General features: G+C 61.7%; 17 protein-coding genes. 10 read left to right on the top strand and 7 right to left on the bottom strand.

The window, feature by feature from the left end; all coding sequences use genetic code 11:
- Positions 1-13 precede the first annotated feature (13 nt).
- The gene (locus BGP00_RS01295) at positions 14-559 is read left to right on the top strand and encodes a cytochrome b (protein ID WP_292924775.1); all 546 of its coding nucleotides are present in this window, start codon (positions 14-16) and stop codon (positions 557-559) included.
- Between the two features lie 26 nt (positions 560-585).
- Complete coding sequence (locus BGP00_RS01290) at positions 586-2,007, top strand: NAD-dependent succinate-semialdehyde dehydrogenase (protein WP_292924773.1); 1,422 nt, start codon at positions 586-588, stop codon at positions 2,005-2,007.
- Between the two features lie 68 nt (positions 2,008-2,075).
- On the opposite strand, the gene BGP00_RS01285 is transcribed toward BGP00_RS01290, so the two are convergent.
- Positions 2,076-3,785 carry an amidohydrolase gene (locus BGP00_RS01285; RefSeq protein WP_292924771.1) on the bottom strand — a complete coding sequence of 570 codons (1,710 nt, stop codon included), beginning with the start codon at positions 3,783-3,785 and terminating at the stop codon, positions 2,076-2,078.
- A gap of 64 nt (positions 3,786-3,849) precedes the next feature.
- Positions 3,850-5,988 (bottom strand): TonB-dependent receptor, encoded by a 2,139-nt coding sequence (locus tag BGP00_RS01280; protein ID WP_292925680.1) that lies wholly within the window; start codon positions 5,986-5,988, stop codon positions 3,850-3,852.
- Positions 5,989-6,200: 212 nt separating this feature from the next.
- Here BGP00_RS01280 and BGP00_RS01275 point away from each other — a divergent pair, with 212 nt between their 5' ends.
- The 3 genes from BGP00_RS01275 (at position 6,201) to BGP00_RS01265 (ending at position 8,842) form a co-directional block, all read left to right on the top strand.
- Positions 6,201-7,307 (top strand): helix-turn-helix transcriptional regulator, encoded by a 1,107-nt coding sequence (locus BGP00_RS01275; protein ID WP_292924765.1) that lies wholly within the window; start codon positions 6,201-6,203, stop codon positions 7,305-7,307.
- Positions 7,308-7,410: 103 nt separating this feature from the next.
- On the top strand, positions 7,411-8,439 hold the full coding sequence (locus tag BGP00_RS01270; protein WP_292925679.1) for a glycosyl hydrolase: 1,029 nt from the start codon (positions 7,411-7,413) through the stop codon (positions 8,437-8,439).
- Entirely contained in the window at positions 8,426-8,842 is a 417-nt protein-coding gene (locus tag BGP00_RS01265) for a VOC family protein (protein WP_168601267.1), read from the top strand. The genes BGP00_RS01270 and BGP00_RS01265 overlap by 14 nt, the downstream gene beginning before the upstream one ends.
- Here BGP00_RS01265 and BGP00_RS01260 read toward each other — a convergent pair.
- A complete protein-coding gene (locus BGP00_RS01260) occupies positions 8,808-9,872 on the bottom strand; it encodes an AraC family transcriptional regulator (protein ID WP_292924331.1) in 1,065 nt (354 codons plus the stop codon). The two genes, BGP00_RS01265 and BGP00_RS01260, sit on opposite strands and share 35 nt — an antisense overlap.
- 141 nt (positions 9,873-10,013) lie before the next feature.
- Between BGP00_RS01260 and BGP00_RS01255 the strand changes: the two genes are divergently transcribed.
- Genes BGP00_RS01255 through BGP00_RS01245 form a run of 3 tightly spaced genes read left to right on the top strand, consistent with a single transcriptional unit; the run spans position 10,014 to position 13,370 of the window.
- Positions 10,014-11,345, top strand: coding sequence for a glutamine synthetase family protein (locus BGP00_RS01255; RefSeq protein WP_292925678.1), 1,332 nt, complete (start codon positions 10,014-10,016; stop codon positions 11,343-11,345).
- Positions 11,346-11,349: 4 nt separating this feature from the next.
- A complete protein-coding gene (locus BGP00_RS01250) occupies positions 11,350-12,099 on the top strand; it encodes a hypothetical protein (protein WP_292924333.1) in 750 nt (249 codons plus the stop codon).
- The gene (locus BGP00_RS01245; protein ID WP_292924334.1) at positions 12,096-13,370 is read left to right on the top strand and encodes a cytochrome P450; all 1,275 of its coding nucleotides are present in this window, start codon (positions 12,096-12,098) and stop codon (positions 13,368-13,370) included. The genes BGP00_RS01250 and BGP00_RS01245 overlap by 4 nt, the downstream gene beginning before the upstream one ends.
- Before the next feature lie 37 nt (positions 13,371-13,407).
- On the opposite strand, the gene BGP00_RS01240 is transcribed toward BGP00_RS01245, so the two are convergent.
- The 3 genes from BGP00_RS01240 to BGP00_RS01230 form a co-directional block, all read right to left on the bottom strand.
- Entirely contained in the window at positions 13,408-13,794 is a 387-nt protein-coding gene (locus BGP00_RS01240; RefSeq protein ID WP_292924335.1) for a carboxymuconolactone decarboxylase family protein, read from the bottom strand.
- Positions 13,791-14,972: an MFS transporter gene (locus tag BGP00_RS01235; protein ID WP_292924336.1), complete on the bottom strand. Its 1,182-nt coding sequence runs from the start codon at positions 14,970-14,972 to the stop codon at positions 13,791-13,793. Before BGP00_RS01235 ends, BGP00_RS01240 begins: the two co-directional genes overlap by 4 nt.
- Positions 14,973-15,040: 68 nt before the next feature.
- A complete protein-coding gene (locus BGP00_RS01230; protein WP_292924337.1) occupies positions 15,041-16,405 on the bottom strand; it encodes an aminotransferase in 1,365 nt (454 codons plus the stop codon).
- Between the two features lie 262 nt (positions 16,406-16,667).
- Between BGP00_RS01230 and BGP00_RS01225 the strand changes: the two genes are divergently transcribed.
- On the top strand, positions 16,668-17,612 hold the full coding sequence (locus BGP00_RS01225) for a LysR family transcriptional regulator (protein ID WP_292924338.1): 945 nt from the start codon (positions 16,668-16,670) through the stop codon (positions 17,610-17,612).
- A gap of 86 nt (positions 17,613-17,698) precedes the next feature.
- Here BGP00_RS01225 and BGP00_RS01220 read toward each other — a convergent pair whose 3' ends face one another.
- Positions 17,699-18,880: an acyl-CoA dehydrogenase family protein gene (locus tag BGP00_RS01220; protein WP_292924339.1), complete on the bottom strand. Its 1,182-nt coding sequence runs from the start codon at positions 18,878-18,880 to the stop codon at positions 17,699-17,701.
- 376 nt (positions 18,881-19,256) lie between these two features.
- On the opposite strand from BGP00_RS01220, the gene BGP00_RS01215 reads away from it, so the two are divergent.
- Positions 19,257-21,509: a TonB-dependent receptor gene (locus BGP00_RS01215; protein WP_292924340.1), complete on the top strand. Its 2,253-nt coding sequence runs from the start codon at positions 19,257-19,259 to the stop codon at positions 21,507-21,509.
- Positions 21,510-21,548 lie beyond the last annotated feature (39 nt).

Raw genomic sequence — 21,548 nt, 5'->3', positions numbered from 1 at the left:
AGGCATGTCAGCCATGGAGCCAGTGAACCGCTATCCCCTCGCCATGCGCCTGCTGCACTGGTTGCGCGCGGGGCTGATACTTGGGCTGATCGCCGTGGGCTTCACGATGACCTCGCTGCCCGATACGGCCAGCATCAAGTTCACCACGCTCTATCCCATGCACAAGGAGTTTGGCGTGCTGGTCTGGCTGATCGTGGTGGTGCAACTGGCGATCCGTTGGCAAAGCCGCCTGCCGCAGCCTCCTGCCGGGCTCAAGCCCTGGGAGGCGCATCTGTCGCATGTCGTGCATGTTGCCATGCTGGTGCTGGCCTTTGTCGTGCCCTTGATGGGCTATAGCATGTCCGCAAGCTTTACGCAGAGCGATGGCGTGCCCTTCTTCGGCTTGGAAGTGCCTGAACTGCTGCCCAAGAATGACAAGGCCTTTGCCGTGTTTCAACTGCTGCACAAGGTGCTTGCCTATACGTTGCTCGGGCTGGTGGGGCTGCATGTGGCGGGTGTTTTCAAACATCGGTTTCTGGATGCCGACAAAGCCAATGATGTTCTTCCCCGGATGCTGTGAAGGCCTCCCACTATAAAGACAGAAACATGATACAGGCGATTAATTATATTGAGCAGTCCCTGCGCGATCAGGATGGTATTGAGGTTACCAACCCGGCCAATGGCGAACTCATCGCCTCGATCCGGTCGTGGAGCGTGCAGGACGTGTCGGAGGCGATTGACCGGGCCGATCAGGTCCGCCCCGCCTGGGCCGCCAAGACAGCGCAGGAACGCGCGACGATCCTATTGAAATGGTACAATCTCATTCTCGCCAATGAGGATGTTCTGGCCGAAGTGGTGACGGTGGAGGCGGGCAAGCCTTTGGCCGAGGCGCTGGGCGAGGTGCGCTATGGCGCCGCCTATGTGCAATGGTATGCCGAGGAAGGCAGACGCGCCTATGGCGAGGTCATCCCGAGTTTTGCGCAGGATCGCCGTGTGCTGACCCTGCGTCAGCCGGTGGGGACCTGCGTGGCGATTACGCCATGGAATTTTCCCGTGGCAATGATCACCCGCAAGGTAGCGCCAGCATTGGCGGCGGGCTGCTCCATCGTGGTCAAGCCGGCGGAGGCCACGCCGCTCTCGGCGCTGGTGCTTGAGCAACTGGCGATCCGCGCCGGTGTGCCGGAGGGCCTGTTCACCGTGACGCCTTCGGGCCAGTCGGCGGCGGTGGGGCAATTGTTCTGCACCCATCCCAAAGTGCGCAAGCTCAGCTTCACCGGATCGACCCGCGTGGGCAAGATCCTGATGGCGCAGGCCGCTGATCAGGTGCTGCGCCTCAGCCTTGAGCTGGGTGGCAATGCGCCGCTGATCGTGATGGATGATGCCGATCTGGATCGCGCGGTGCGCGGCGTAATGGATGCCAAATTCCGCAATGCCGGGCAGACCTGTGTTTGCGCCAATCGCATCCTTGTTCATGATGCGGTGCATGACGCCTTTGTCGAAAAGCTGGCGGCGGCAGTGTCTTCGCTCAAGGTGGGCAACGGATTGCTGGCCGATACGCAGATCGGTCCGCTGATCTCGCCGAAGGAGGCCCAGCGCGTGTCGGAACTGGTGGATGATGCGGTGGCGCGCGGCGCCACGATTGCCGCGCAGGCGCAAGGTGCGCCCGCCGCATCCGCTTTTGCCGCGCCCCGCGTGGTGACGGGCGTCACCCCCGATATGGATCTGGCCAGCGGCGAGATCTTTGGCCCCGTTGCTCCGGTCATCCGCTTCGCCAGCGAAGAGGAGGCTATCGCGCTCGCCAATGATACTCCTTACGGGTTGGCTGCTTATCTCTTCACCGGCGATATGGGCCGCGCATGGCGGATGATGGAGGCGCTGGAATATGGCATGGTGGCGGTCAACGACGGTCGCCTGTCCAGCGAAGTGGCGCCCTTTGGCGGGGTGAAACAGTCCGGCTTTGGCCGCGAGGGTTCGGCGCATGGGCTGATGGAATATATGGAAATCAAATATGCGATGATGGGCCTGTAATCCGGCCCATCATCGCATCAAAGTTGCAGCAGGACGGGCGCCGGGATCATACCAGCGCCCGTTTTCCTTTATGGGTTAGCCAGATAGGCCTCCTTGCCCGCGATCACCGTAAGCAGCACCTTGGTGGCATGGATTTCACGGGGAGGAATGGCAAAAATGTCGCGGTCGATGACGATGAAATCGGCCTGCCGCCCCGGCTCCAGTGTCCCCACCTTGTCACCCACGCCCAGTTGCATGGCCGCCGAAACAGTCATCATCCGCAGGGCTTCGGCCACGCTGACTTTCTGGGAAGGGGCAAGGCTGGTGGCGCCGCCCCCCGGAGTTTCGCGCGTGACCAGCGTTTCGATCGCCACCCATGGCGACATCGAAGGCACGACCGGCCAGTCCGAACCGATCACCACCCGCGCGCCCGCGTCCAGCGCCTCGCGCACGGGGGTGAAACGCGCCATGCGTTCGGCGCCGACGGTGTGGTATAGGTCCTGAACCGGGGGGCTGGGGAACCAGATATAGGGCGAGAATTCAAAGGTGGCGCCCAGATCGCGCGCTCGGCCAATATCGGCGGGCAGGATGAAATTGCCATGGGCGATTTCGTGGTGCGGGCCATAGGCGCCATTGGCCTTGCGCGCGGCGGTGATCGCATCGAGTGCGGCATGCACCGAGGCGTCGCCGGCCGCATGTAGCTTCACCGTAAGCCCCGCCGCGTCATAGCGCGTGAGGCGCTGCTTGATCGCCTCGGGCGCGATGATGAGCGATCCCTTGGCGCGGCTTGCATCGCCAAAGGCCGCCGCATCGGCATAGGGATCATGCATGGCGGCGGTGTGGGATTCGGTGGGTACGCCATCGAGGATCATCTTGATGCAGGAAACGTCCAGCCCCGGCCTTGCATAAAGATGGCGCTGGGTAATCAGGCCCTGATCGCTGTCCCACATGCAGGTGCGCACATGCTGGGCCAGACCGCCCGTATCGGCCAGAGCGGCATAGGCGCGAGCATTGGCCGTGGCCATCAGAGCCTCTTCATAGGCGGTGATGCCCTGCGCCAGCATCGCCTGCGTGGCCTGGCGCAAGGCCGCCACGCGGTCCTCGTCGCTGGGAGAGGGCACTTTGTTGAGCAGCAAGATGGCAGCGTTTTCGCGCAGGATTCCGGTAGGTTCGCCCTTACTGTCGCGCTCGATCACGCCGCCTGCCGGGTTGGGCGTCTTGCGGTCAATATCCGCGGCGGCCAGCGCGGCCGAATTGGCCCAGACGCTGTGCAGGCTGATGTCATGCAGCACGACCGGCACCTTGGGTGCGATGGCGTCCAGAATGCGGCGATGGGGCGCAACCTTGCCCAGCGAGGATGCATCCCATTGCCCGCCGACAACCCACGCGCCCGGTTTTGCGGCCTCGACACAGGCCTTGACCGCTGCCACCACGGCAGGCGCGGCGGAGCCTTGGGGAAAGGCGCATTCGCGCGCGTGGAGCCCGGCGTCCACCGCATGCACATGCATGTCGATCAGACCGGGCAGCACCGTTTTCCCGCCCAGATCCACCACGCGCGTGGCGGCGGTGCGATGGGCGCTCATCTGCGCCTCGTTGCCAATGGCCAGAATGGTGCCCTTGCCCAGGGCTAAAGCGGTCCGCCAGCCATCGGGCGTGGCGATATGGCCGTTGATATAGATGGTTTCGGCCGGGGCCGGGGCGGCAGGCGTGATGGCATCCTGAAACTGGGCCATGGCAGGGGTGGCCATGGTGGTGGCCAGCAGCGCGGCCATGACGCAGGCGGTCAGACGAGAAGGCATGGAAATGTCCCTGAAACAGCGGGCGCGGCATGCCGGAGAAATCCCGCAAGCCGCGCCCTTTAGGTTAGAATTTGGCGCCCAGTTCGATCCCGTAGGTGCGCGGCGGCGCCCAGCGGTCCAGCCGCTCGGAGAAAGGCGCGAGATAGAAGGAGTAATCCCGATAGCGCTTGTCGAACATGTTGCGGGCAAACAGCGCCACTGACAGGTGATCCTGGGCAAAGCTGTAGGCAAGGCGGCCATTGGCCAACAGATATCCGGGAAGATTGCCGTCTGCGGTATTCGTCGCCTCGAAATAAGTGCTGCTGTGCCAGTTGACGTCGATCCGCCCGGTCAGCCTGCCCGCGCCCAGATCCTGACCGATCTGTGCGCCTGCGTTAAGCGAAAAGCGCGGAACGAAGGGCAGGCGGTTGCCCGCGCAATTGGTGGCCGGAGCGCAGCCGGGGAAATCCTTATAGGTGGCATCGGTATAGCCCGCGCCGAAGTTAAGTTCGACCGCGCGTATGGGTTTGGCGGTCACTTCCACTTCAAAGCCCTTGATTTTGGCCGCTGCGGCATTGCGGATCTGGAACGCGGCGCCCACCAGCGCGGAGACCTGCAGGTCTTTGTAGTCGGTGTAGAAAGCCGCCGCATTGATGCGCAGCTTGTGGTCCAGCAGGTCCGACTTGAACCCTGCCTCATAGGACCATGCGTTTTCCGGACCAAAGCTGATGTTGGTGTCGCCCACGATGTCGGGGTTGAACCCGCCGCTTTTGAAACCGCGCGCGATGCTGGCATAGATCCGCGTATCGCGGAGCACCTGATAGGTGATGCTGGCATTGCCCGAGACATTGGTGTCGCGGCGATGCAGTCGTGCGGAAAGATCGGGCAGTGGGACAAAGGATGTGTTGGTCTGATTGAACACCAGATCCTTGGTCTCCAGATTATAGCGCAGGCCGCCGCTGAGGGTCAGGCCGGGCAGCGGGCGCCAGTTGCCGCTGGCAAAACCGGCGAAGGCGTCGGTCTTGAGGCTGGAAATGCTCGAAATCGTGCCGAAAAACGCGCCCGGCCCCGGAGGTCCGAAGGCCACCGTCGCGCGGTTTGAATCGGCATCCTGACGCAGATAATACAAGCCCAGCAGATAATCGACGCTGCCGCTGGTGGGTGAGGCGAGGCGCAGTTCCTGTGTGAACTGTTTGGCGCCATCCTGAAAATCCGAATAGGACAGGGGCAAGGGGCGCGAGTCATTATCGACGATCAACCGCGAACGATTGTCGCCATAGGCGCTGATCGAGGTGATGGTGTAAGCGCCCAGATGCCAGTCGATGTTGAGATTTGCGGTCCATATGTCCCGTGTCTGCTGGCTGGGATGGTCCTGCGACACGGTATAGGGATCGGCGTAATAGCCCGGCAGGCCAGCAAGGCCGCCTGCGGTATTGCTGGCCGGTTGGCCCAGGATCATACGGTCGGCCTGCTTGAGCCAGCTTCCCGTCAGCGCGATGTCCAGCGAGGGCGAAGGTTGCCACAACAGCCCGCCGCGCAGTGATTTGCGGTTGAGGTTGTTGACCTTGGAATGGTCATAAACATTGGTGATATAGCCGTCGCGCCCGGCAATCGAACCGGCCACCTTGATGCCCAGCTTGTCGGTGATGATGGGCGCGGTGGCAAACAGGCTGGCTTCGGCCAGCCCCAGATTGCCCACCGCCACCTTGCCTTCGGCAATGGTGCGGTCAAGGCTGGGCTTGCGGGTGGTGATGTTGATGGCCCCGGCGGTGGTGTTGCGGCCAAACAGCGTTCCCTGCGGCCCGCGCAGAACTTCCAGCGTGGCAATATCGGGCAATTCCTGATCCGCGCCGCTGGGCCGCACGGTAAGCACGCCATCGACATAGACGCCAAGCCCGCTGTCGAAACCGATATTGCGCGTTTGCGAAACCACGCCGCGAATGCCGATCGCCCCCAGCACGGCGCCGCCGCCATCCTGCGACATATTGGGCACCGATGCGACCAGATCGGTTACGCGGTTGACGCTGCGCTCGGCCAGCCCGGCGCCGGTCAGCGCGGTGATGGAAATGGGTACGCTTTGAACATTTTCCTGTCGCTTGCGGGCCACCACCATGATCGTGTCTAGCCCGCCGCCATTATCCGAAGGCGGCGCACCGTTCTGCGCTTGCGCGGGCGTTGCGGCGCAGGCGCAGATCGCCAAGGCCAGTATGCTTGTTTTCCCCATTGCTTATGCTCCCAGAGAGTCTGTTGCTCTGGCGCCATGGTGATGCGGGCCGATCCGGGGGGCATCACCCATTTACGGTATTGTGTGACAAATATTTGCAAAAATAATGGAGGAATTTACAGAATTGTTGCATCAATACGTAGTGCTGCGGCTGCCAATCCTGCGCGACTCAAGGCACCTGAAAGCCGCCGATCTGTCAGGGGAAACAGGTGATGGATGATGCCGGTATTCTGGGCCATCTCTATGGCGCGGCGCATGATTCAAGGCGATTGACGATTGTGCTGGACGCCTTGCGCGCCCGCACCGGGGCGGGCAGCGTCACCATTCATTGGTTTCATCGCCGGGCAGACCGTTTGCGCCATCGCTGGATGGTCGGCTGTTCGCAGACCCCGGCCGATTTCGCCGATCTGGGCGCGATGGATGACATCAACCCGCGCACGATTGCCGCGCTCAATCCGGTGCACAGCGGGGTTGTGATGCTTGAGGACAGCCATATTCCCGATATCTTGAGCGATGAAGTGGCCGAATGGCAGAAAAAGCTGCGCAACAGCGGGCTCGGCCAGTTTATCGGCGCACGCATGACGATGGGCGAATTGGGAGAGGCCGGACTGGCCGTTCATGCGGCCCATGGCGGACAAGCGCCGGCGCAGGATTGCCGCGCGACGCTTACCTCAATGATGCCCCACGTCCGCGAAGTGCTGAAACTGTCGGTGGCAAATGCGGAGCGCGAACGGGAACGCGAGAGCATGCGTCTCCTGATTGACCAGATGCGTTTGGGCGTGTTGTTCTGCAATGCATCGGGCTGGATCATCACCGCCAATGCCATCGGGCAAAGATGGATGACGAATGCCGCTCTGGCTGCTCCTGAGCGCTGCGGCCTTGGCCAACGCGCCCGGCTGGTGACTGCGGCGCGTGGTCTGTTGCTGTCTCATGGTCCCAGTGAAATGCGCTGGACAACGCCAGCGGGGGACTGGCTGATCCGGGCCATGCCGCTTGTGCAGGACGGCTTCGATACGATCCCGCAACCTTTAGGACGGCCCAGCCATGTCATCGTTGGCTGTGATGCGGACGGTCGGGTTTCTCCCGCGCCGGGTGAGTTGCTTGCCCTGTTTGGTGTGACGCGGGTGGAGGCCGAATTGCTGGCTCATCTATGTATGGGGGAAGATCTGAGAGCCTTTGCCCAGAGCCGCGGCGTTTCGATCCACACCGCGCGAACCCAGCTCAAGCAGGTGATGGCCAAGACCCGCACCCACCGGCAAAGCGATCTGGTGCGTCTGGTGATGAACAGTCCGGTCGGCCTGTTCGGCTCGCATCACTGATTGATCTATCGCGTTTTGACAACAATCAATTTATTATTTCAGTAATTGTTGCATTGAGATTCCATTCCGGCGAGGGAGAAAGCGCCGGTCAGGGAATATATCCATGCAAAAGACGCTTTTGGTATCGACCGACGGACAGGCGATCATGCGCAGCCACGACGGCGGCACGAACTGGTATCGCATCAATGTGGGCCAGGATCTGGAATATGACGATTGCGTGCGCTGCCTTCTGGTGGACCCGCGCCGGAACGGCGCGATCTGGGCGGGCAGTGAGCGCGGCCTTTTCCGCAGCGAGGATTGCGGGGCGCATTGGCATCAGGTCGATTGCGCGCTCAGCGGATTTGCCGTGTGGAAGCTGGCGGTTTCGGAGAGCAATCCTGATTACATGTACGCCGGGACCGGATCGCCCACTCGCGCTGCGTTTTTCCGCAGCAAAGACGGCGGCAAGACATGGGAACAGACCGATCTGCTGATGCCCGAGCGTTGCGCAGGGGTCAGCCGCCCGCGTATGCTGGCGCTGGCGGTCAATCCGCGCGATCCGCTCGATGTCTGGGTGGGCGTGGAGGCGGGGGGCCTGTTCCGCAGCCGCGATGGCGGCGACCATTGGCAGGAAATCCACCCGCAATGGCCCGATCATGCAGGAAACACCGATATTCACTCGATCCTCATTCTGGATGGCGAAGTGCCGATCATCCTCGCGCTGGTGGTCAACGCGCTTTACCGTTCGGCCGATGACGGGCGGACATGGACGCGGTTTCACGCCCGCGATACATGGGGCCTGCGCTATGCCCGTGTGCTGTTGCGCAAACCCGGCAGCGATCGGGACGTGCTGATCGGCATCGGCGATGGCACACCGGGTACGACCACGCTGATCCTGCAATCGCAGGATGCGGGCGAAACATGGCAGAGCGCCGAACTGGCGGGTGATCCCAATTCCTGCCTTTGGGCCTTTGGCGCCCATCGGGCCGATCCGGAGGTGATGATGGCGGGCACAAAATTCGGCCACCTTTTCATGAGCGCCGATGGCGGCCGCCACTGGGCCAAACAACGCCGCGAATTCAGCGAAATCACCGATATGGCATGGCTGCCCGGCGTTCCGGCCCAATTGGATTTGCCCCATGAAACCCAATGAGCCGATCCCGCCGATCCGGATTGCCGCCATTGCGCATATCCTGCTGTTCGTCCGTGATGCCGAGGCTTCGGCGCGCTGGTATGGCGATAGGCTCGGTATGAAAATCACCGCGCGCAGCCCTGATGGCCCCTATCGCGGCGCGATCTTTCTTTCCTTTGGCCAGAGCGATCACGACCTTGCCCTTTATAGCGCGCCGCCAGACAAAGCGGGGCGCGAATTGGGCGAAATCACGTTGGAATGGGACGCGGACGGGCAAGAGGTCGCCGCCAGACTGGCCTTGTGGCGCCGTGACGGCGTGGCGGTGGAGGAAATCCGCAAGGGCGCGATCCTGACCGGCCTGCGCCTGCATGATCCGGATGGGCGGCCGATCAGCCTTGCCATCGGTTCTTGCGGCGCCATGTGAGAGGGGTTTCGCCCGTTTCGGCCATGAAGGCGCGGGTGAAACTGGCCGTTTCGCCATAGCCGAGCCGACTGGCCACTTCGAGCACCGAAAGGCCCGATTCCTGAAGCAGGCGGCAGGCCATGGCCGCCCGCTTTTTGCGCAGGATGCCGCGAAAGGTCATGCCTTCGCTTCGCAAATGGCGGCGCAGCGTATCGACGCTGGTGTCAAGCCGCGCGGCGACATCGCCAATGGTCACCGCCCGCGTGCCGATGATACCCGAGAGAACCTGGTCCACCGTTTCGCTCAGGGACGAGGGCGCCGCCTCGCGCCGGTCCATCAGCGCAATGTAATGCCGCAGCATGGCCGCCAGCGTCGGATCGGAGCGCGCCATCGGACGGGCCAGATCGACCTCATCCAGCACCAGCGCATTGGCCCTTTGTTCGAAATAGACCGGGCAGCCAAAGAAACGCTCATAATGGGCCAGATCGCCGATCCGGGCATGTTCGAAATAGACCTCGCGGGGGGCGAAGGCACCATCCAGTGCCTGTCGGACAAGATGATGGACATAGGCCAGCGAGAATTCCACATCATGGCGGCGCGGGCGCATATCCTCATCGCTGATCGTATAGGTCAACATGGGCGCGCTGTGGCGAGAGAAGGCGAAGCTGGTCACACCCTGAATGCTGAAAACACTTTGTGAAAAAGCCTCCAGCCCGGCGCTCAGCGTGGGAGAGCAAAGCAGGACATAGCCGATCGGCCCGACCAGCCCCGGCCCCATCCGGTTCGCCAGATCCAGGCCAAGCGTCGGCCTGCCGGTGTTTTGCGCAAGCCTTTCGAACAATCGCATATAGGTGGCCAGCGGCACGGTGGGGGGCATGCCGTCCGCGCCGTTCTGCCCCGACAGGCTTTCAAGGCGCAGCCCCTCCACGGCCAGCAGGCGCGAAGCCTCCAGCCTTGTCAGCCCGGCGGCATGGATGATGCCTTCCAGCACTTTGGCTTGAATTAGGGCTGGGGCCTGAAGCGGAGCGGGCGAATGTAATGGGGAGCTCATGGCGCAGAATATCAAATTTCTGCATGAAAATATCAATAAATCGGCAGGGCGAATGATAGGTTTTCCTCATTCAGAACAAAGGTGACCGGCCCCGCGCAGGATGGCGCCAAGCGGCCGTCGATCACCGAAAAGGGGAAATCCATGACAGTTGCACCGGGTGATCGTTTTGTGACCGTGGCGGTGGTGGACACCAACGGTTTGCTGCGCGGGCAAAAGCTGGCGGCCGAGGATTTGCCCGGCATTCTGGAAAACGGGGTGGGCATGTCGCCTGCGCAGCTCGCGCTCGATCCCACCGATGTTTTTCTCGACATGCCGGGCGTCACCGATGACAGCGCCGATTTCCATGACAGCCAGCTGGCCGTGGACCGCGCCAGTCGCGTCACGATGCCGTTTGAACAGTCCTGCGACAGCGGCCTCTATTTCGCGCAATTCACCGGCGATGCGGCCCGGTTCTGTCCGCGCAGCCTGCTGGCAAAGGTGCTGGCGCGCGGCGCGCAAATGGGCATGCAGCCCCGCATCGGTTTCGAACTGGAATTCACCCTGTTCGATGAAACCCCGGCCAGCCTTGCCGAAAAGGGTTTCGAGGATCTGACCACGGCCACCGCCCATGCCAGCCATGACCTGTTGATCTATCAGGCGTTTCAGTCCGAATTCTATGGTCAGGTGGCCGATATGGCCCAGACCCTCGGCATCCGCCTCGGCAAGATGCATGAGGAAATCGGCGGCGGTTTCATGGAAGCCTGCGTCGGTCCGGGCCGGGCGGATGCCACCGCCGATCAGGCCGTGCTGTTCAAAAATTTTCTCAAAGTTCTGGCCATGCGGCGGGGGCAGACGGCCTGTTTCATGCCGCGCTGGTCGCTTGATGCGGACAGCCAGTCCTCGCATCTGCATCTCTCGCTGCTGGATGGTGAGGGCGCGCCCCTGTTCTGGGACGCGGCCCGGCCCGACCGCATGTCGGATACCTTCCGCCATTTCATTGGCGGGTTGCAGCGTTTCCTGCCCGAGGTGATGCTGTTGTTCGCACCCACGGTCAACAGTTGGCGCCGCTTTGCCCCCGGCACTTTCGCGCCGCCCGCTTTTACATGGGGCATCGAAAACCGCACCACATGCCTGCGCGTGGTGGGCCATGGGCCGGGTTCGATCCGGGTGGAAAACCGGCTGCCCTGCGCCGATGCCAATCCGCAACTGGTGGCGGCCGCCTCCATTGCGGCGGGGCTGGCGGGGATTGCGGGCCGGATCGAACCGGGCGAGCAGACCATCGGCAATGGCTATGCCGCGCCGCCCGCCAATGCCGTTCCTCTGCCCGATGGGATGGAGGCCGCGATCATGGCGCTCGAAGGCTCGAGTTTTGCCCGCGAATGGCTGAGCGAGCGTTTCGTCGAAACCTATTGCGCCACGCGCCGGGCACAGCTCGCCCAATTCGCGGGCAAGACGCTGATCGACGAACGCCGTCGCTTCTTTGAATTGGGATAAGCGTATGATCACGATAGGAATTCTGGAATGCGGACACAATCTTGAGCGCTGGCTGCCCGAACATGGCGGTTTTGCCGACTGGCTCCCCCCGCTTCTGGCTCAGGCCGGTGATGATTGCGCCTTCCGCGTCTATGCCGCCATTGAGGGCGAGTTGCCGGAGGATCCGCGCCTGTGCGATGCATGGCTGCTGACCGGCAGCCCGGCGAGCGTCTATGAGGACAAGCCATGGCAGCAGGCCCTGACCCGCTTCGTGCGCAAGGCGGTTGCCCTGCGCCCGGTGGTGGGCATCTGTTATGGGCATCAGCATCTGCACGCCGCGCTGGGCGGGCGGGTAGGGCTGCATGAAAACTGGGGTGTGGGCATTCATGCCTATGCCACCCAAACCATGCCCGAATGGTTGCCGCCTGACATCGCCGCCCAAAGCGCCGAGGGGCTGCGCATGATCGCCCTGCACCGCGATCAGGTGGTGGAACCTGCGCCGGATACGACGGTACTGGCCGCAGACGACCATTGCCCGCTGGCGATCACCACCATCGGCGCCAATGTCCTGACCATTCAGGCGCACCCGGAAATGACCCGCGCGCAGGCCGCCGAAATCTATCGCCACCACTATCACGACATTGGCCCCGCCGCCGCGCAGGCCGCCATCGACAGCCTGCCGGGCGCGCTGGATGCCGCATTGGCGGCGCATTGGATCATCGGTTTTATCCGCGCCCGCCTTGCCGCGCGCGATCACAAGGGAGAGATGGCATGACGGCGCAAGATACGATCCCCACCAAAGGCCCCACCACAGGGCTTGACCTGTCCGACGCCGGGGTCTGGCACAAGGCTGTGCCTTATGAGGAATTTGCCCGGATGCGGCGCGAGGCCCCCGTGGCATGGAATGAGCGCCATGATGGGCACAAGGGCTTCTGGGCCGTGGCCAGCCATGAGGCGATCATGGCCGTTTCCGCCGACACCGAAACCTATTCTTCGCGCCATGGCGTGATCAGTCTGGACGATTTCGACAGCGAGCAGAATGATGCCCGCCGCACTTTGCTGGAAATGGATGCGCCGCAACATGGGGCGATGCGCAAAATCACTTTTTCCGGCTTTTCGCCCAAGGGCATCGCCCATCTGGAAGCCGCGATCCGCGCCAAGGCGATCAGCCTGCTCGAAGGGCTGATCGATGCCGGGCCGTTCGATGCCGTCTCGCTTTTGTCGAAGCAATTGCCCATCTCGACCCTGTGCTCGCTGCTGGGCGTGCCCATGCAGCGGCAGGAGGACATGATCCGCTGGAGCGATCTGCTGATCGGTTCAGATGACCCCGATTTCGTTGACCCGGCCTATGCCCATTTCCCCGAGGAGGAGCGGCGGATGCTGCCCTTTGGCCATCCGGCCTCGCTCGATGCTTTTGCCATGGGGCGCGAATTGGCCCAGGCGCGCAGGGCATCGCCGCAACATGATGTCGTCTCGGTTCTGGCCAATGCCACGGTCGATGGCCGTCCGCTGACCGACAATGAATTCTGCAATTATTTCCTGATGCTGGTGGTGGCGGGCAATGAAACCACGCGCCATTCGATTTCGCATGGGCTGGCCGCTCTGGCCGACAATCCGGGCGAATGGGCGCGCTTTCGCGCCGATGCGCTCAATCCTCGTCTGGCCACCAGCGAGATCGTGCGCTGGGCCAGCCCGGTGTTTTTCGTGCGCCGCGTCGCCATGCGCGATGCCCAATTGATGGGCGCCAATATCCGCGCGGGCGACAAGGTGGCGATGTATTTCATCTCTGGCAACCGGGACGAAGCCTATTTCGACCAGCCCGACCGTTTCATTATCGACCGGGTGCAAAATCCGCATATGGGTTTTGGCAAAGGCGGCCCGCATTACTGTCTGGGCAATCATGTGGCCCAGTTGCAGATCCGCATCCTGCTGGAGGAAATGGCCCTGCGCGTGGCGCGGATCGAGAGGGAGGGGCCGATGGACCGGCTGCGCAGCAACCATGTCCATGGCGTCAAATCGTTACCTATCAGCCTGCACAGCGTTTGATGGACCGGGGCCGGGGCATGCACCCCGGCCTCTCGTCTTATGCCGGCGCGGTGTCCATCTCGGCAAAGACCTCTTTGGCCATGTGGAATGAGGCGATTCCAGCGGGCACGCCGGCATAGACCGCCACCTGCAACAGAACCTCGCGAATTTCCTCGCGCGTCAGTCCGTTGTTGAGAGCGGCACGAATATGCAGGCGAAACTCCTGCGGCCGGTTGAGGCAGGCGATCATCGCAATGTTGATCAGGCTGCGATCCCGCCGCGCCAATCCGGGGCGCGACCAGACCTCGCCCCAGCAATAGGCGGTGGAAAGCTCCTGCATCGGGCGCATGAATTCATCCGCCGAGGCCATGGCCGCATCGACATAATCGGCGCCCAGAACCTCGCGCCGAATGGCCAGACCACGGTCGAAAGGTGTGTCGCTCATGCCTTTTTGCTCCGCCCCAGCATCTGTTCCGCCGCCACGCAGCCGATGCCCATCAGCATCGTGACCGAGGCCATGGTGATCGCCACGCCAAACGAGCCACCCGCCACCGTGGGGGCCACGACCGCAGGGCCAAGCCCCATGCCGAAAGTCTGCACCGCGCCCATCGCGCAAACCACGCGGCCCCGGCTGTCGGCATCGGCGCAGAGGCCTGAAAGCAGGGGCTGGGCAAAATTCCACCCGCCCCAGATCAGAAAATTGCCCAATTCAAACGCAGCGGCGCCGACATGGCCATTGAGCAGTTCAAACCCGGCAATCGCAATCACACCGCCGATCAGGATCGGCCCGACGCGTCCCCAGCCTTGCGGCAAGGCCGCCGCCGCCAAAGCGCCCAGAATGCCGCCCACCATGCCCAGTGACAGGCCATTGGCCACGGTCTGCGCACCAAGGCCGGAGGCATGGCCAATCCGCTCGGCATAGGACCAGACGGCGCTGATTGCGAAAAACACGAAAAGCACGGCGGCCAGACCGAACAATGTCTTGCGCCAGTCCACCTTGCCGGAAAGGTCGAAATGGGCCTCGTCCTTCTGGCCTTCCGGAAAGGCGACGATGCCCAACGCGGTCAAGGCGGTCAGTGCCACGCTGGCCATGAAAATGGCCGAAGGCGCATAACGCTCCTGAAGCGCGGGCAGGGCGAAGAGGAGGATCGCCGCGGCAATGCCGCTCACCACCAGATAATAGGCGAAGGCGCGGTCAGGATTGCGCGCGCGGCCCAGCGCGGCAAAGGAAAAGCCGATAGCCATGCCTTCGCCCGCGCCCGTGATTGCGCGTGCGCCGGCCATCGCGCCGTAGGAATGGGCAAGGCCCGTCACCATATCTCCCCCGGCGATCAGCAGCAGCGCCAGCCCCATAGCCAGACGCCATGAGAGCCGCGTCAGCAAAAGCGTGCTGACGGCGATGGCGGCGGCCATGGCGTTAAGGTTCCACGAGGCGATATAGCCCAGATGCTCGTCATCCACGCCCGATTGCGCGGCAATCAGGCCCAGAATGCCTGGCGTAGCATAGACAAACAACGCCCCTACAAAACCAATGACAATGGCGCTGATCAGACCCGCAGGGCTGAGCCGTTCGGCATGGCGGCCCAATTGGGCCTGTCCATCGATGGTAGAAACATGATCCATGGCAAGGCCCAGTTCTTATCGGGAAAAATCAGCGCCAGTGTCGCTTGGCCAGTGTGAATGAGCCGCTATCAGGCGGGCAATACGTCGTTTACGGCGGCCGCGAACTTGTCGACCAGTTCGTCCACTTCGGCCCGGTTGATGACCAGCGGCGGCGCGAACACCAGCGTGTCGCCCAAGGCGCGGGTGATCAGGCCGCGTGCGGCGGCCGCCTTGAGCACCTGGCGCCCGGTGCGGTCGGCCATGGGCAGGATTTCCTTGGTGGCGCGATCCTTGACCAGTTCGATGCCGACCATCAGCCCCTTGCCGCGAATATCGCCCACGGCGCGATGATCGCCGATGGTGGCGCGCATTTGGGCAAACAGATAGTCGCTCTGCTGCTGAACATTGGCAAGGATGTTCTCCTCGTCGATCAGGCGCAGCGAGGCCAGCGCCGCCGCTGCCCCCACCGGATGCGCAGAATAGGTAAAGCCATGGCCGAACAGGCCGGCGGTTGCCGCATTGCTTTCGATCACATCCCAGACCTTGGGCGAGATGAAGCATGCCGACATCGGGAAGTAGCCGCTGGTCACGCCCTTGGCCGAGGTGATGAGGTCGGGCTCGACATTATAGGTCTGCGCCCCCCAATAGGTGCCGAGGCGACCATAGCCGGACACCACTTCATCCATGACCAGAAGGATGTCATTGCGGCGCAGGATCGGCACGATTTCCTCGAAATAGCCTTCAGGCGGTGGGATCAGGCCGCCTGCGCCCATCACCGCTTCGGCAAAGAAGGCGCCGATCGTGTCCGCGCCTTCGCGCTCGATCAGTTCCTCCAGTTCCTTGGCCAGATGGCGCGAGAATTCACGCTCGCTCATGCCTTCGGGGGCCTTGCGATAGTAATAGGGCGCGCTGGTGTGTACAATCGGCCCCATCGGCAGCAGGAAGGGCGAATGCATGCCGGGCAGGCCGGTCATGCTGGCCGTCAGCACCGCCGAGCCGTGATAGGAATTCCAGCGGCAGATCAGCTTCTTCTTCTCAGGCTTGCCGCGCAGCTGGTTGTAATACCAGATCAGCTTGGCCTGGGTTTCGTTGCCGTCGCTGCCCGATGCGCCAAAGAACACGCGCGACATGGGGACGGGCGCGCGCTTGAGCAGTTCTTCGGCGCATTCGACGGCCACATCGATCGACATGCCGTTGAACGCATGGAAGAAGGAAAGACGGCGGCTTTGCGCATCCATCGCCGCTGAGATTTCCTCGCGGCCATAGCCCAGATTGACGCACCACAGGCCCGCCATGCCGTCCAGATATTCCTGACCGTGAATGTCGGTGATGCGCACGCCCTTGCCCGATGCCATGATCGTGGGACCATCGGCCTTAAGATCGGCAATGGAGGTGAAGGGATGGAACAGGCTTTGCTGGTCGATCGTTCCGGCGCGCTGAATATCCAGGGTCATGTCATGTCCTATTGGCTGGGACAGGCAAGCCGAAAGGTTGCCCGTTGGGTTTCTCCCCCTTCGGTCCTGCGTGGGAGAAGGGATTATTATCTGCAACAGTCACAGTAAATAGCCTAAGTTTGTTGTCAAGGGTAAACATTAGTGCCCGGGAGCCTATCACTGTTTACCTCCGGTGAGCTATGGGGCCGAAACAAGCGCTTTGTTTCCTGCGCGACATGCGGCATCAGCTTGACTCGAAGGCAGAAGAGAGGAATCTGGACCGATGGACGACAAGCTTGAAACCAACAACGTCATCGCCATGATGTCTTTTGCCGAAGTGGTGAGCACCGGCAGTTTTTCGGCGGCGGCAACTTCGCTGGGCTATTCAAAGGCGGCCGTGAGCCGACAGATTTCGCGGCTTGAGACCAGCGTCGGCATGAAGCTGCTCGAGCGCAACACGCGAACGGTGACGCTGACCCCGGTGGGGCGCGAAATGTATGCGCGCTGCGCCCGGATTGTGGACGAGGTGAACGAAGCCAATCGCGTGATGACCGGGATGCAGCAAAAGCCGCGCGGCGATCTCAAGGTCAATGCGCCGGTGGTTTCCTCGCTGTTCGACCTGACCAAGATCATCCCGCGCTTTTTGCAGGCCTATTCCGATATTCGCCTGTTCATCAACCTTTCCGACAGCCGGGCAGATTTGCTCAAGGGCAGATTCGATGTCTCGTTCTGGATTGGCGAGCCTTATGACGCCAATCTTGATTCGGTGCTGCTGCGCGAATATCCGATGGTGCTGGTGGCTTCGCCGGCCTATCTCGACCGCGAGGGGCGGCCCAAGGCGGCCGGCGATCTTAAAGAGCATGTCTGCATTTCCGAAACCCACCTGTCGCAATTGGGCGAATGGCGGCTTTCCAAGGATACGACCGTGGCGATCGGGCGCGGGCCTTTGACATCGAACTCGGTGCGCATGGCGCGCGAGGCCTCGCTTCAGGATCTGGGCGTCAGCTATATGCCGCGCTTTCTGGTGGCCGATGACATTGATGCCGGAAGGTTGGAGGTGCTGCTGCCCGATCTGGTGACCGAAACAATCTCGCTCCATCTGCTCTTTCCCAAGGGAAGCTACATGCTTTCCAAGGTCCGCGCCTTTGTCGATTTCGTCGCCTCGGAAGTGCGCGAAGGTCCGGCCGCCAGTGTGGGCGGCGGTATCGCCCTGACGCAGGCCTATTAAGCGCAAAAAAGGGGCGCCGCAGATGTGGCGCCCCCTCAGGGTGGATTATTGGCGGGGCGCGATTGTTCGCGCCCCGCAAGGCTGGTTCAAAGATCGAGGCAATCGTTCGGGAAGCCGAAAGACATGGCCCCCAGATTGCGGAAATAGGGCACGGGATTGTTCGCCACATGCGCGCGCGCCGTGTGAATATCGAGAAAGGCGTTCTGGACCAGATTGCCGCGATAGATCGCCTTGCCGCCGCTGTAGAGCATCAGCTTGTCAATGGCGGTGACGCAGCGGCTGACGGTCGAGGTGGTGGAGGCCCCCAGTTCGGCGCGGCGCTCCAGCGGCCAGTCATTGCGCTCTGCGCGATCGACCATTTCGGCCAGATCGCGATTGAGGCGCATGTCCAGATCATCCAGCGTCAGCTTCACCTCGGCGATGGTTTCCTGAATGGCGCTGTCGCCCGCGATGCGCTGGCCTGTGTAGGTGGTGCGCTTCTCCCGCGTGGCCTCGATAAAGGTGTCGAGCGCGCGTTGCAGGGTGCTGAGTGAAGTGGTCGAAACGGTGCGGTTGAACACCTGCGCAAAGGGGATGCGATAAAGCGCACTCTTGTTGACCGCATGACCGGGGCATTCCATGCGGAACATGTCAAATTCGCGGATCACGCGATGTTCGGGCACGAAAGCGCCCTCGACGAGAATATCGTTGCTGCCCGTACCTTGCAGGCCCATCACATCCCAATTCTTCAGGATCTGATAATCGGCGCGCGGGATCAGGAAATTATAGGGCTCAACGCCCGGCGCGCCATCCTCACGGGGCACATTGGCGCCCAGAATGACCCAATCGCAATGATGCGAACCGCTGGAAAAGGCCCAGCGCCCGCTCAGGCGATAGCCGCCCTCGACCCGTTCCACCTTGCCCACCGGCATGTAGGACGAGCTGATCCGCACCGAATTGTCCGCGCCCCAGACATCCTGGGCCGCGCGATCATCGAACAGCGCCATTTGCCAGTTATGCACCGCCACCACGCCATAGACCCAGGCGCTGGCCATGCAGCCCAGCGCAAGCTGGCGGGCGATGTCGACATAGACCTTGGGCGACAATTCATAGCCGCCATAGGCCTTGGGCTGGAGCACTCTGTAAAAGCCGGCGTCCACAAATTCCTGAATGGTCTGATCGCTGACCTGACCGTTACGGCGCGTCTCGGCTTCGCGTTCGCGCAGCACCGGGATCATGTCGGCGGCACGCTTCACCAGATCCTGCGCCAAAGTGTGCGATGCACCCATGGAACTCTCCTCTTTCGATAGGCTGGCGGACATTTTTGACTCCTCTCGAATCACTGTCGCTCATTGTGGCGTTCTAAGGTTGCCATAATGCAATCAAATACGTCAATAGGCGCATACTGTTGCATGAGTGCAACCATTTATTTTTGACAAAAACAACATAAATACAATGATATATGTAAATTCAAGCGACCGAATTTCCGGGATGTTTGGCGTGCATTACGTCAAAGTGCGGTGGCGAAATTTTTCAGTTGCATTTACGAAACAATAGTCAATATTAAGTGCAAATCGTTGCTCTCGGATAAACGAGGGGACAGACTCGCAGGTGAAACCTCGCTGCATGCAATGCTGCGGGCTCTGTGTTGATGAAAGGGAGACCATGACTAACCACCGCCAAAGCCTCAAACGGGATCTTATCCTTGGTTCCGCCATGGCCATCCTGCTTGCTACATCCGCGCAGGCGGCCGATAATGCGGCGGCCCCTTCGGCTGATGCGGGGGCCGCGCCTATGGCCGGCGAAATCGTGGTGACCGCGCAGAAGCGCCAGCAAAGCCTGCGCGATGTTCCGCTTTCTATTGCCGCGCTGGGCGCTGATGAGATGAAGGCCGTGGGGCATCAGGACGCCACCGCGCTTGTCACCCGCCTGCCCAGTTTTCAGGTCCAGCAGTTCAGCCCCAGTTCGGTGATCTTCAACATTCGCGGCGTGTCGCAGAACGATTTTGCCGACAGTCAGGAAGCCCCGATCGCCTTCTACAATGACGAAGTTTACGGCGCGGCGCTCTCCGCCATCAGCGGTCAGAATTTCGACCTTGAACGCATCGAGGTGCTGCGCGGTCCGCAAGGCACGCTGTTTGGCCGCAACGCCACGGGCGGCCTAGTGCAATATATCACCGCCAAGCCGACCAAGAAACTGGAGGCTGCCGCCTCGCTCACCCTTGGCGACTATGGCGAAGTGGGCGTCGATGCCTTTATCAGCGGTCCGCTGTCCGACCGTGTTCGCGCCCGTCTGGCCGTGACCAGTGACGATTACGGCGGCTATATCCAGAACCTTTCCGGCGCCAATGTGGGCAGCCGCCATTTCTTTGGCGCGCGCGGCCAGATCGAAGGCGACGTGGGGGCAAGCGGCCTCCTGCGCGTCAAGGTGCAATATCTGCAGAACCGCAGTGAAACCAGCGCGCCCTATACATGGCTGGCCGCGCAGCCCAATGCCGATGGTTTGGGCGTGCCCAATCCGGGACAGCCGGACAATCTGGGCTATATCAACACCAATCCATCGCCCTTTGTGCAGTCGTTTAACAACGTGCCGCGTTTCCGCCGCACGTTCTGGAGCGTTTCGGCGCGTTATGAACAGCCGCTCAACGATAATATCCAGTTCGTGTCGATCACCGATTATCAGCACGTGACCAAGCATTACGGCGAAGACACCGACATGACGCCGCAAAGCGTCTTTGACTATTATCAGGATCAGACCCAGTGGCAGGCGTCACAGGAATTCCGCCTGTCGGGCAAGACCGATCGCCTGAACTGGGTGGCGGGCATCTATGGTCTGGTGATTGATGCCGATGCGCGCGCCACGATTGACGGCCAGATTCCGGGCTTTCTCGTCGGTCGCCTGCAGGCAGGCGGGCCGCAGAAAACGCTCAGTTTTGCGCCCTTTGGTCAGTTTGACTATAAGGTGACCGATAAGCTCACCCTGACTCTGGGCGGCCGTTACAGTTGGGATCGCAAGAAGGACGATTATTTCCACTCTGTGGTCGGCGATTATGGCTACACCACCGGCGTCGTCACCCTGAACGGCGTGGATGACAGGTTCAATCCCGGCAACAATCCGCTGGCTGTGCAATATTATCGCAACTGGTCGGGCAAGGCCGGGCTTGAATATCGCCCGATGAAGGACGTGCTGTTCTATGCAGGCATCAACCGGGGCACCAAGAGCGGCGGCTTCGACATTCCCAACTTCCTTATTCAGGATGCGAACGGCAATTATCTGAACAACACCATCCCTTATCGTCAGGAAGTTCTGACCAATTACGAGGGCGGGTTCAAGATCTCGACGCTCAACCGCAAGCTGGATGTCAACGCTTCGCTCTTCCATTATAAGTACAGCAATTATCAGGCCTTTATCATTCAAGGGCTGACGGCGGTCATCACCAATCTGCCTGCCCAGATCACGGGCGCGGAAATGGAGGTCGCGGTGCGCCCGATTTCGGGCATGCGTCTGGGCGCCTTTGCCACCTATCTTGACACCAAGATCAACAATGTCGCGCTGCCCTCGGGCCGGGTGACGGATCGCGTCATGCCTCAGGCTCCCCGCTGGAGCGCGGGCTGGAACGGCAGCTATTCTTTCGCTCTGGGCAAGGGGGAAGTCAGCCTTAGCACTGACTGGCGCTATGATGGCGATTTCTACTTCTCAACCTTCAACGCGCCCATCGATCTGGAAAAGTCGCATGTGATGGGCAATGCCCGCATCGGCTATACGCTGGGCCATTGGTCGATCACCGCCTTTGTCAACAATGTCACCAACAAGCGTTTCCGGGTCTATGATCTGGATAACAGCCTTTCGTTGGGTTCGGCGCAGGCCACCTTTGCCCGCCCGCGCTGGATGGGCGTGACCTTCGGCTGGAAGATGTAAGCCGGACCTGCGTTTTCCGCCGTCCGATGGGATGGCGGA

Source organism: Novosphingobium sp. 63-713 (assembly GCF_001898925.1).
GTDB lineage: Bacteria > Pseudomonadota > Alphaproteobacteria > Sphingomonadales > Sphingomonadaceae > Novosphingobium.
Note: the sequence above shows the minus strand (reverse complement) of the source record. Positions and strands in the feature narration are given on the sequence as shown.

Bases quoted from the DNA above. Each gene is read 5' to 3' on its own strand.
- BGP00_RS01295 (WP_292924775.1), top strand. From the start codon at position 14: ATGGAGCCAGTGAACCGCTATCCCCTCGCCATGCGCCTGCTGCACTGG.
- BGP00_RS01290 (WP_292924773.1), top strand. From the start codon at position 586: ATGATACAGGCGATTAATTATATTGAGCAGTCCCTGCGCGATCAGGAT.
- BGP00_RS01285 (WP_292924771.1), bottom strand. From the start codon at position 3,785: ATGCCTTCTCGTCTGACCGCCTGCGTCATGGCCGCGCTGCTGGCCACC.
- BGP00_RS01280 (WP_292925680.1), bottom strand. From the start codon at position 5,988: ATGGGGAAAACAAGCATACTGGCCTTGGCGATCTGCGCCTGCGCCGCA.
- BGP00_RS01275 (WP_292924765.1), top strand. From the start codon at position 6,201: ATGGATGATGCCGGTATTCTGGGCCATCTCTATGGCGCGGCGCATGAT.
- BGP00_RS01270 (WP_292925679.1), top strand. From the start codon at position 7,411: ATGCAAAAGACGCTTTTGGTATCGACCGACGGACAGGCGATCATGCGC.
- BGP00_RS01265 (WP_168601267.1), top strand. From the start codon at position 8,426: ATGAAACCCAATGAGCCGATCCCGCCGATCCGGATTGCCGCCATTGCG.
- BGP00_RS01260 (WP_292924331.1), bottom strand. From the start codon at position 9,872: ATGAGCTCCCCATTACATTCGCCCGCTCCGCTTCAGGCCCCAGCCCTA.
- BGP00_RS01255 (WP_292925678.1), top strand. From the start codon at position 10,014: ATGACAGTTGCACCGGGTGATCGTTTTGTGACCGTGGCGGTGGTGGAC.
- BGP00_RS01250 (WP_292924333.1), top strand. From the start codon at position 11,350: ATGATCACGATAGGAATTCTGGAATGCGGACACAATCTTGAGCGCTGG.
- BGP00_RS01245 (WP_292924334.1), top strand. From the start codon at position 12,096: ATGACGGCGCAAGATACGATCCCCACCAAAGGCCCCACCACAGGGCTT.
- BGP00_RS01240 (WP_292924335.1), bottom strand. From the start codon at position 13,794: ATGAGCGACACACCTTTCGACCGTGGTCTGGCCATTCGGCGCGAGGTT.
- BGP00_RS01235 (WP_292924336.1), bottom strand. From the start codon at position 14,972: ATGGATCATGTTTCTACCATCGATGGACAGGCCCAATTGGGCCGCCAT.
- BGP00_RS01230 (WP_292924337.1), bottom strand. From the start codon at position 16,405: ATGACCCTGGATATTCAGCGCGCCGGAACGATCGACCAGCAAAGCCTG.
- BGP00_RS01225 (WP_292924338.1), top strand. From the start codon at position 16,668: ATGGACGACAAGCTTGAAACCAACAACGTCATCGCCATGATGTCTTTT.
- BGP00_RS01220 (WP_292924339.1), bottom strand. From the start codon at position 18,880: ATGGGTGCATCGCACACTTTGGCGCAGGATCTGGTGAAGCGTGCCGCC.
- BGP00_RS01215 (WP_292924340.1), top strand. From the start codon at position 19,257: ATGACTAACCACCGCCAAAGCCTCAAACGGGATCTTATCCTTGGTTCC.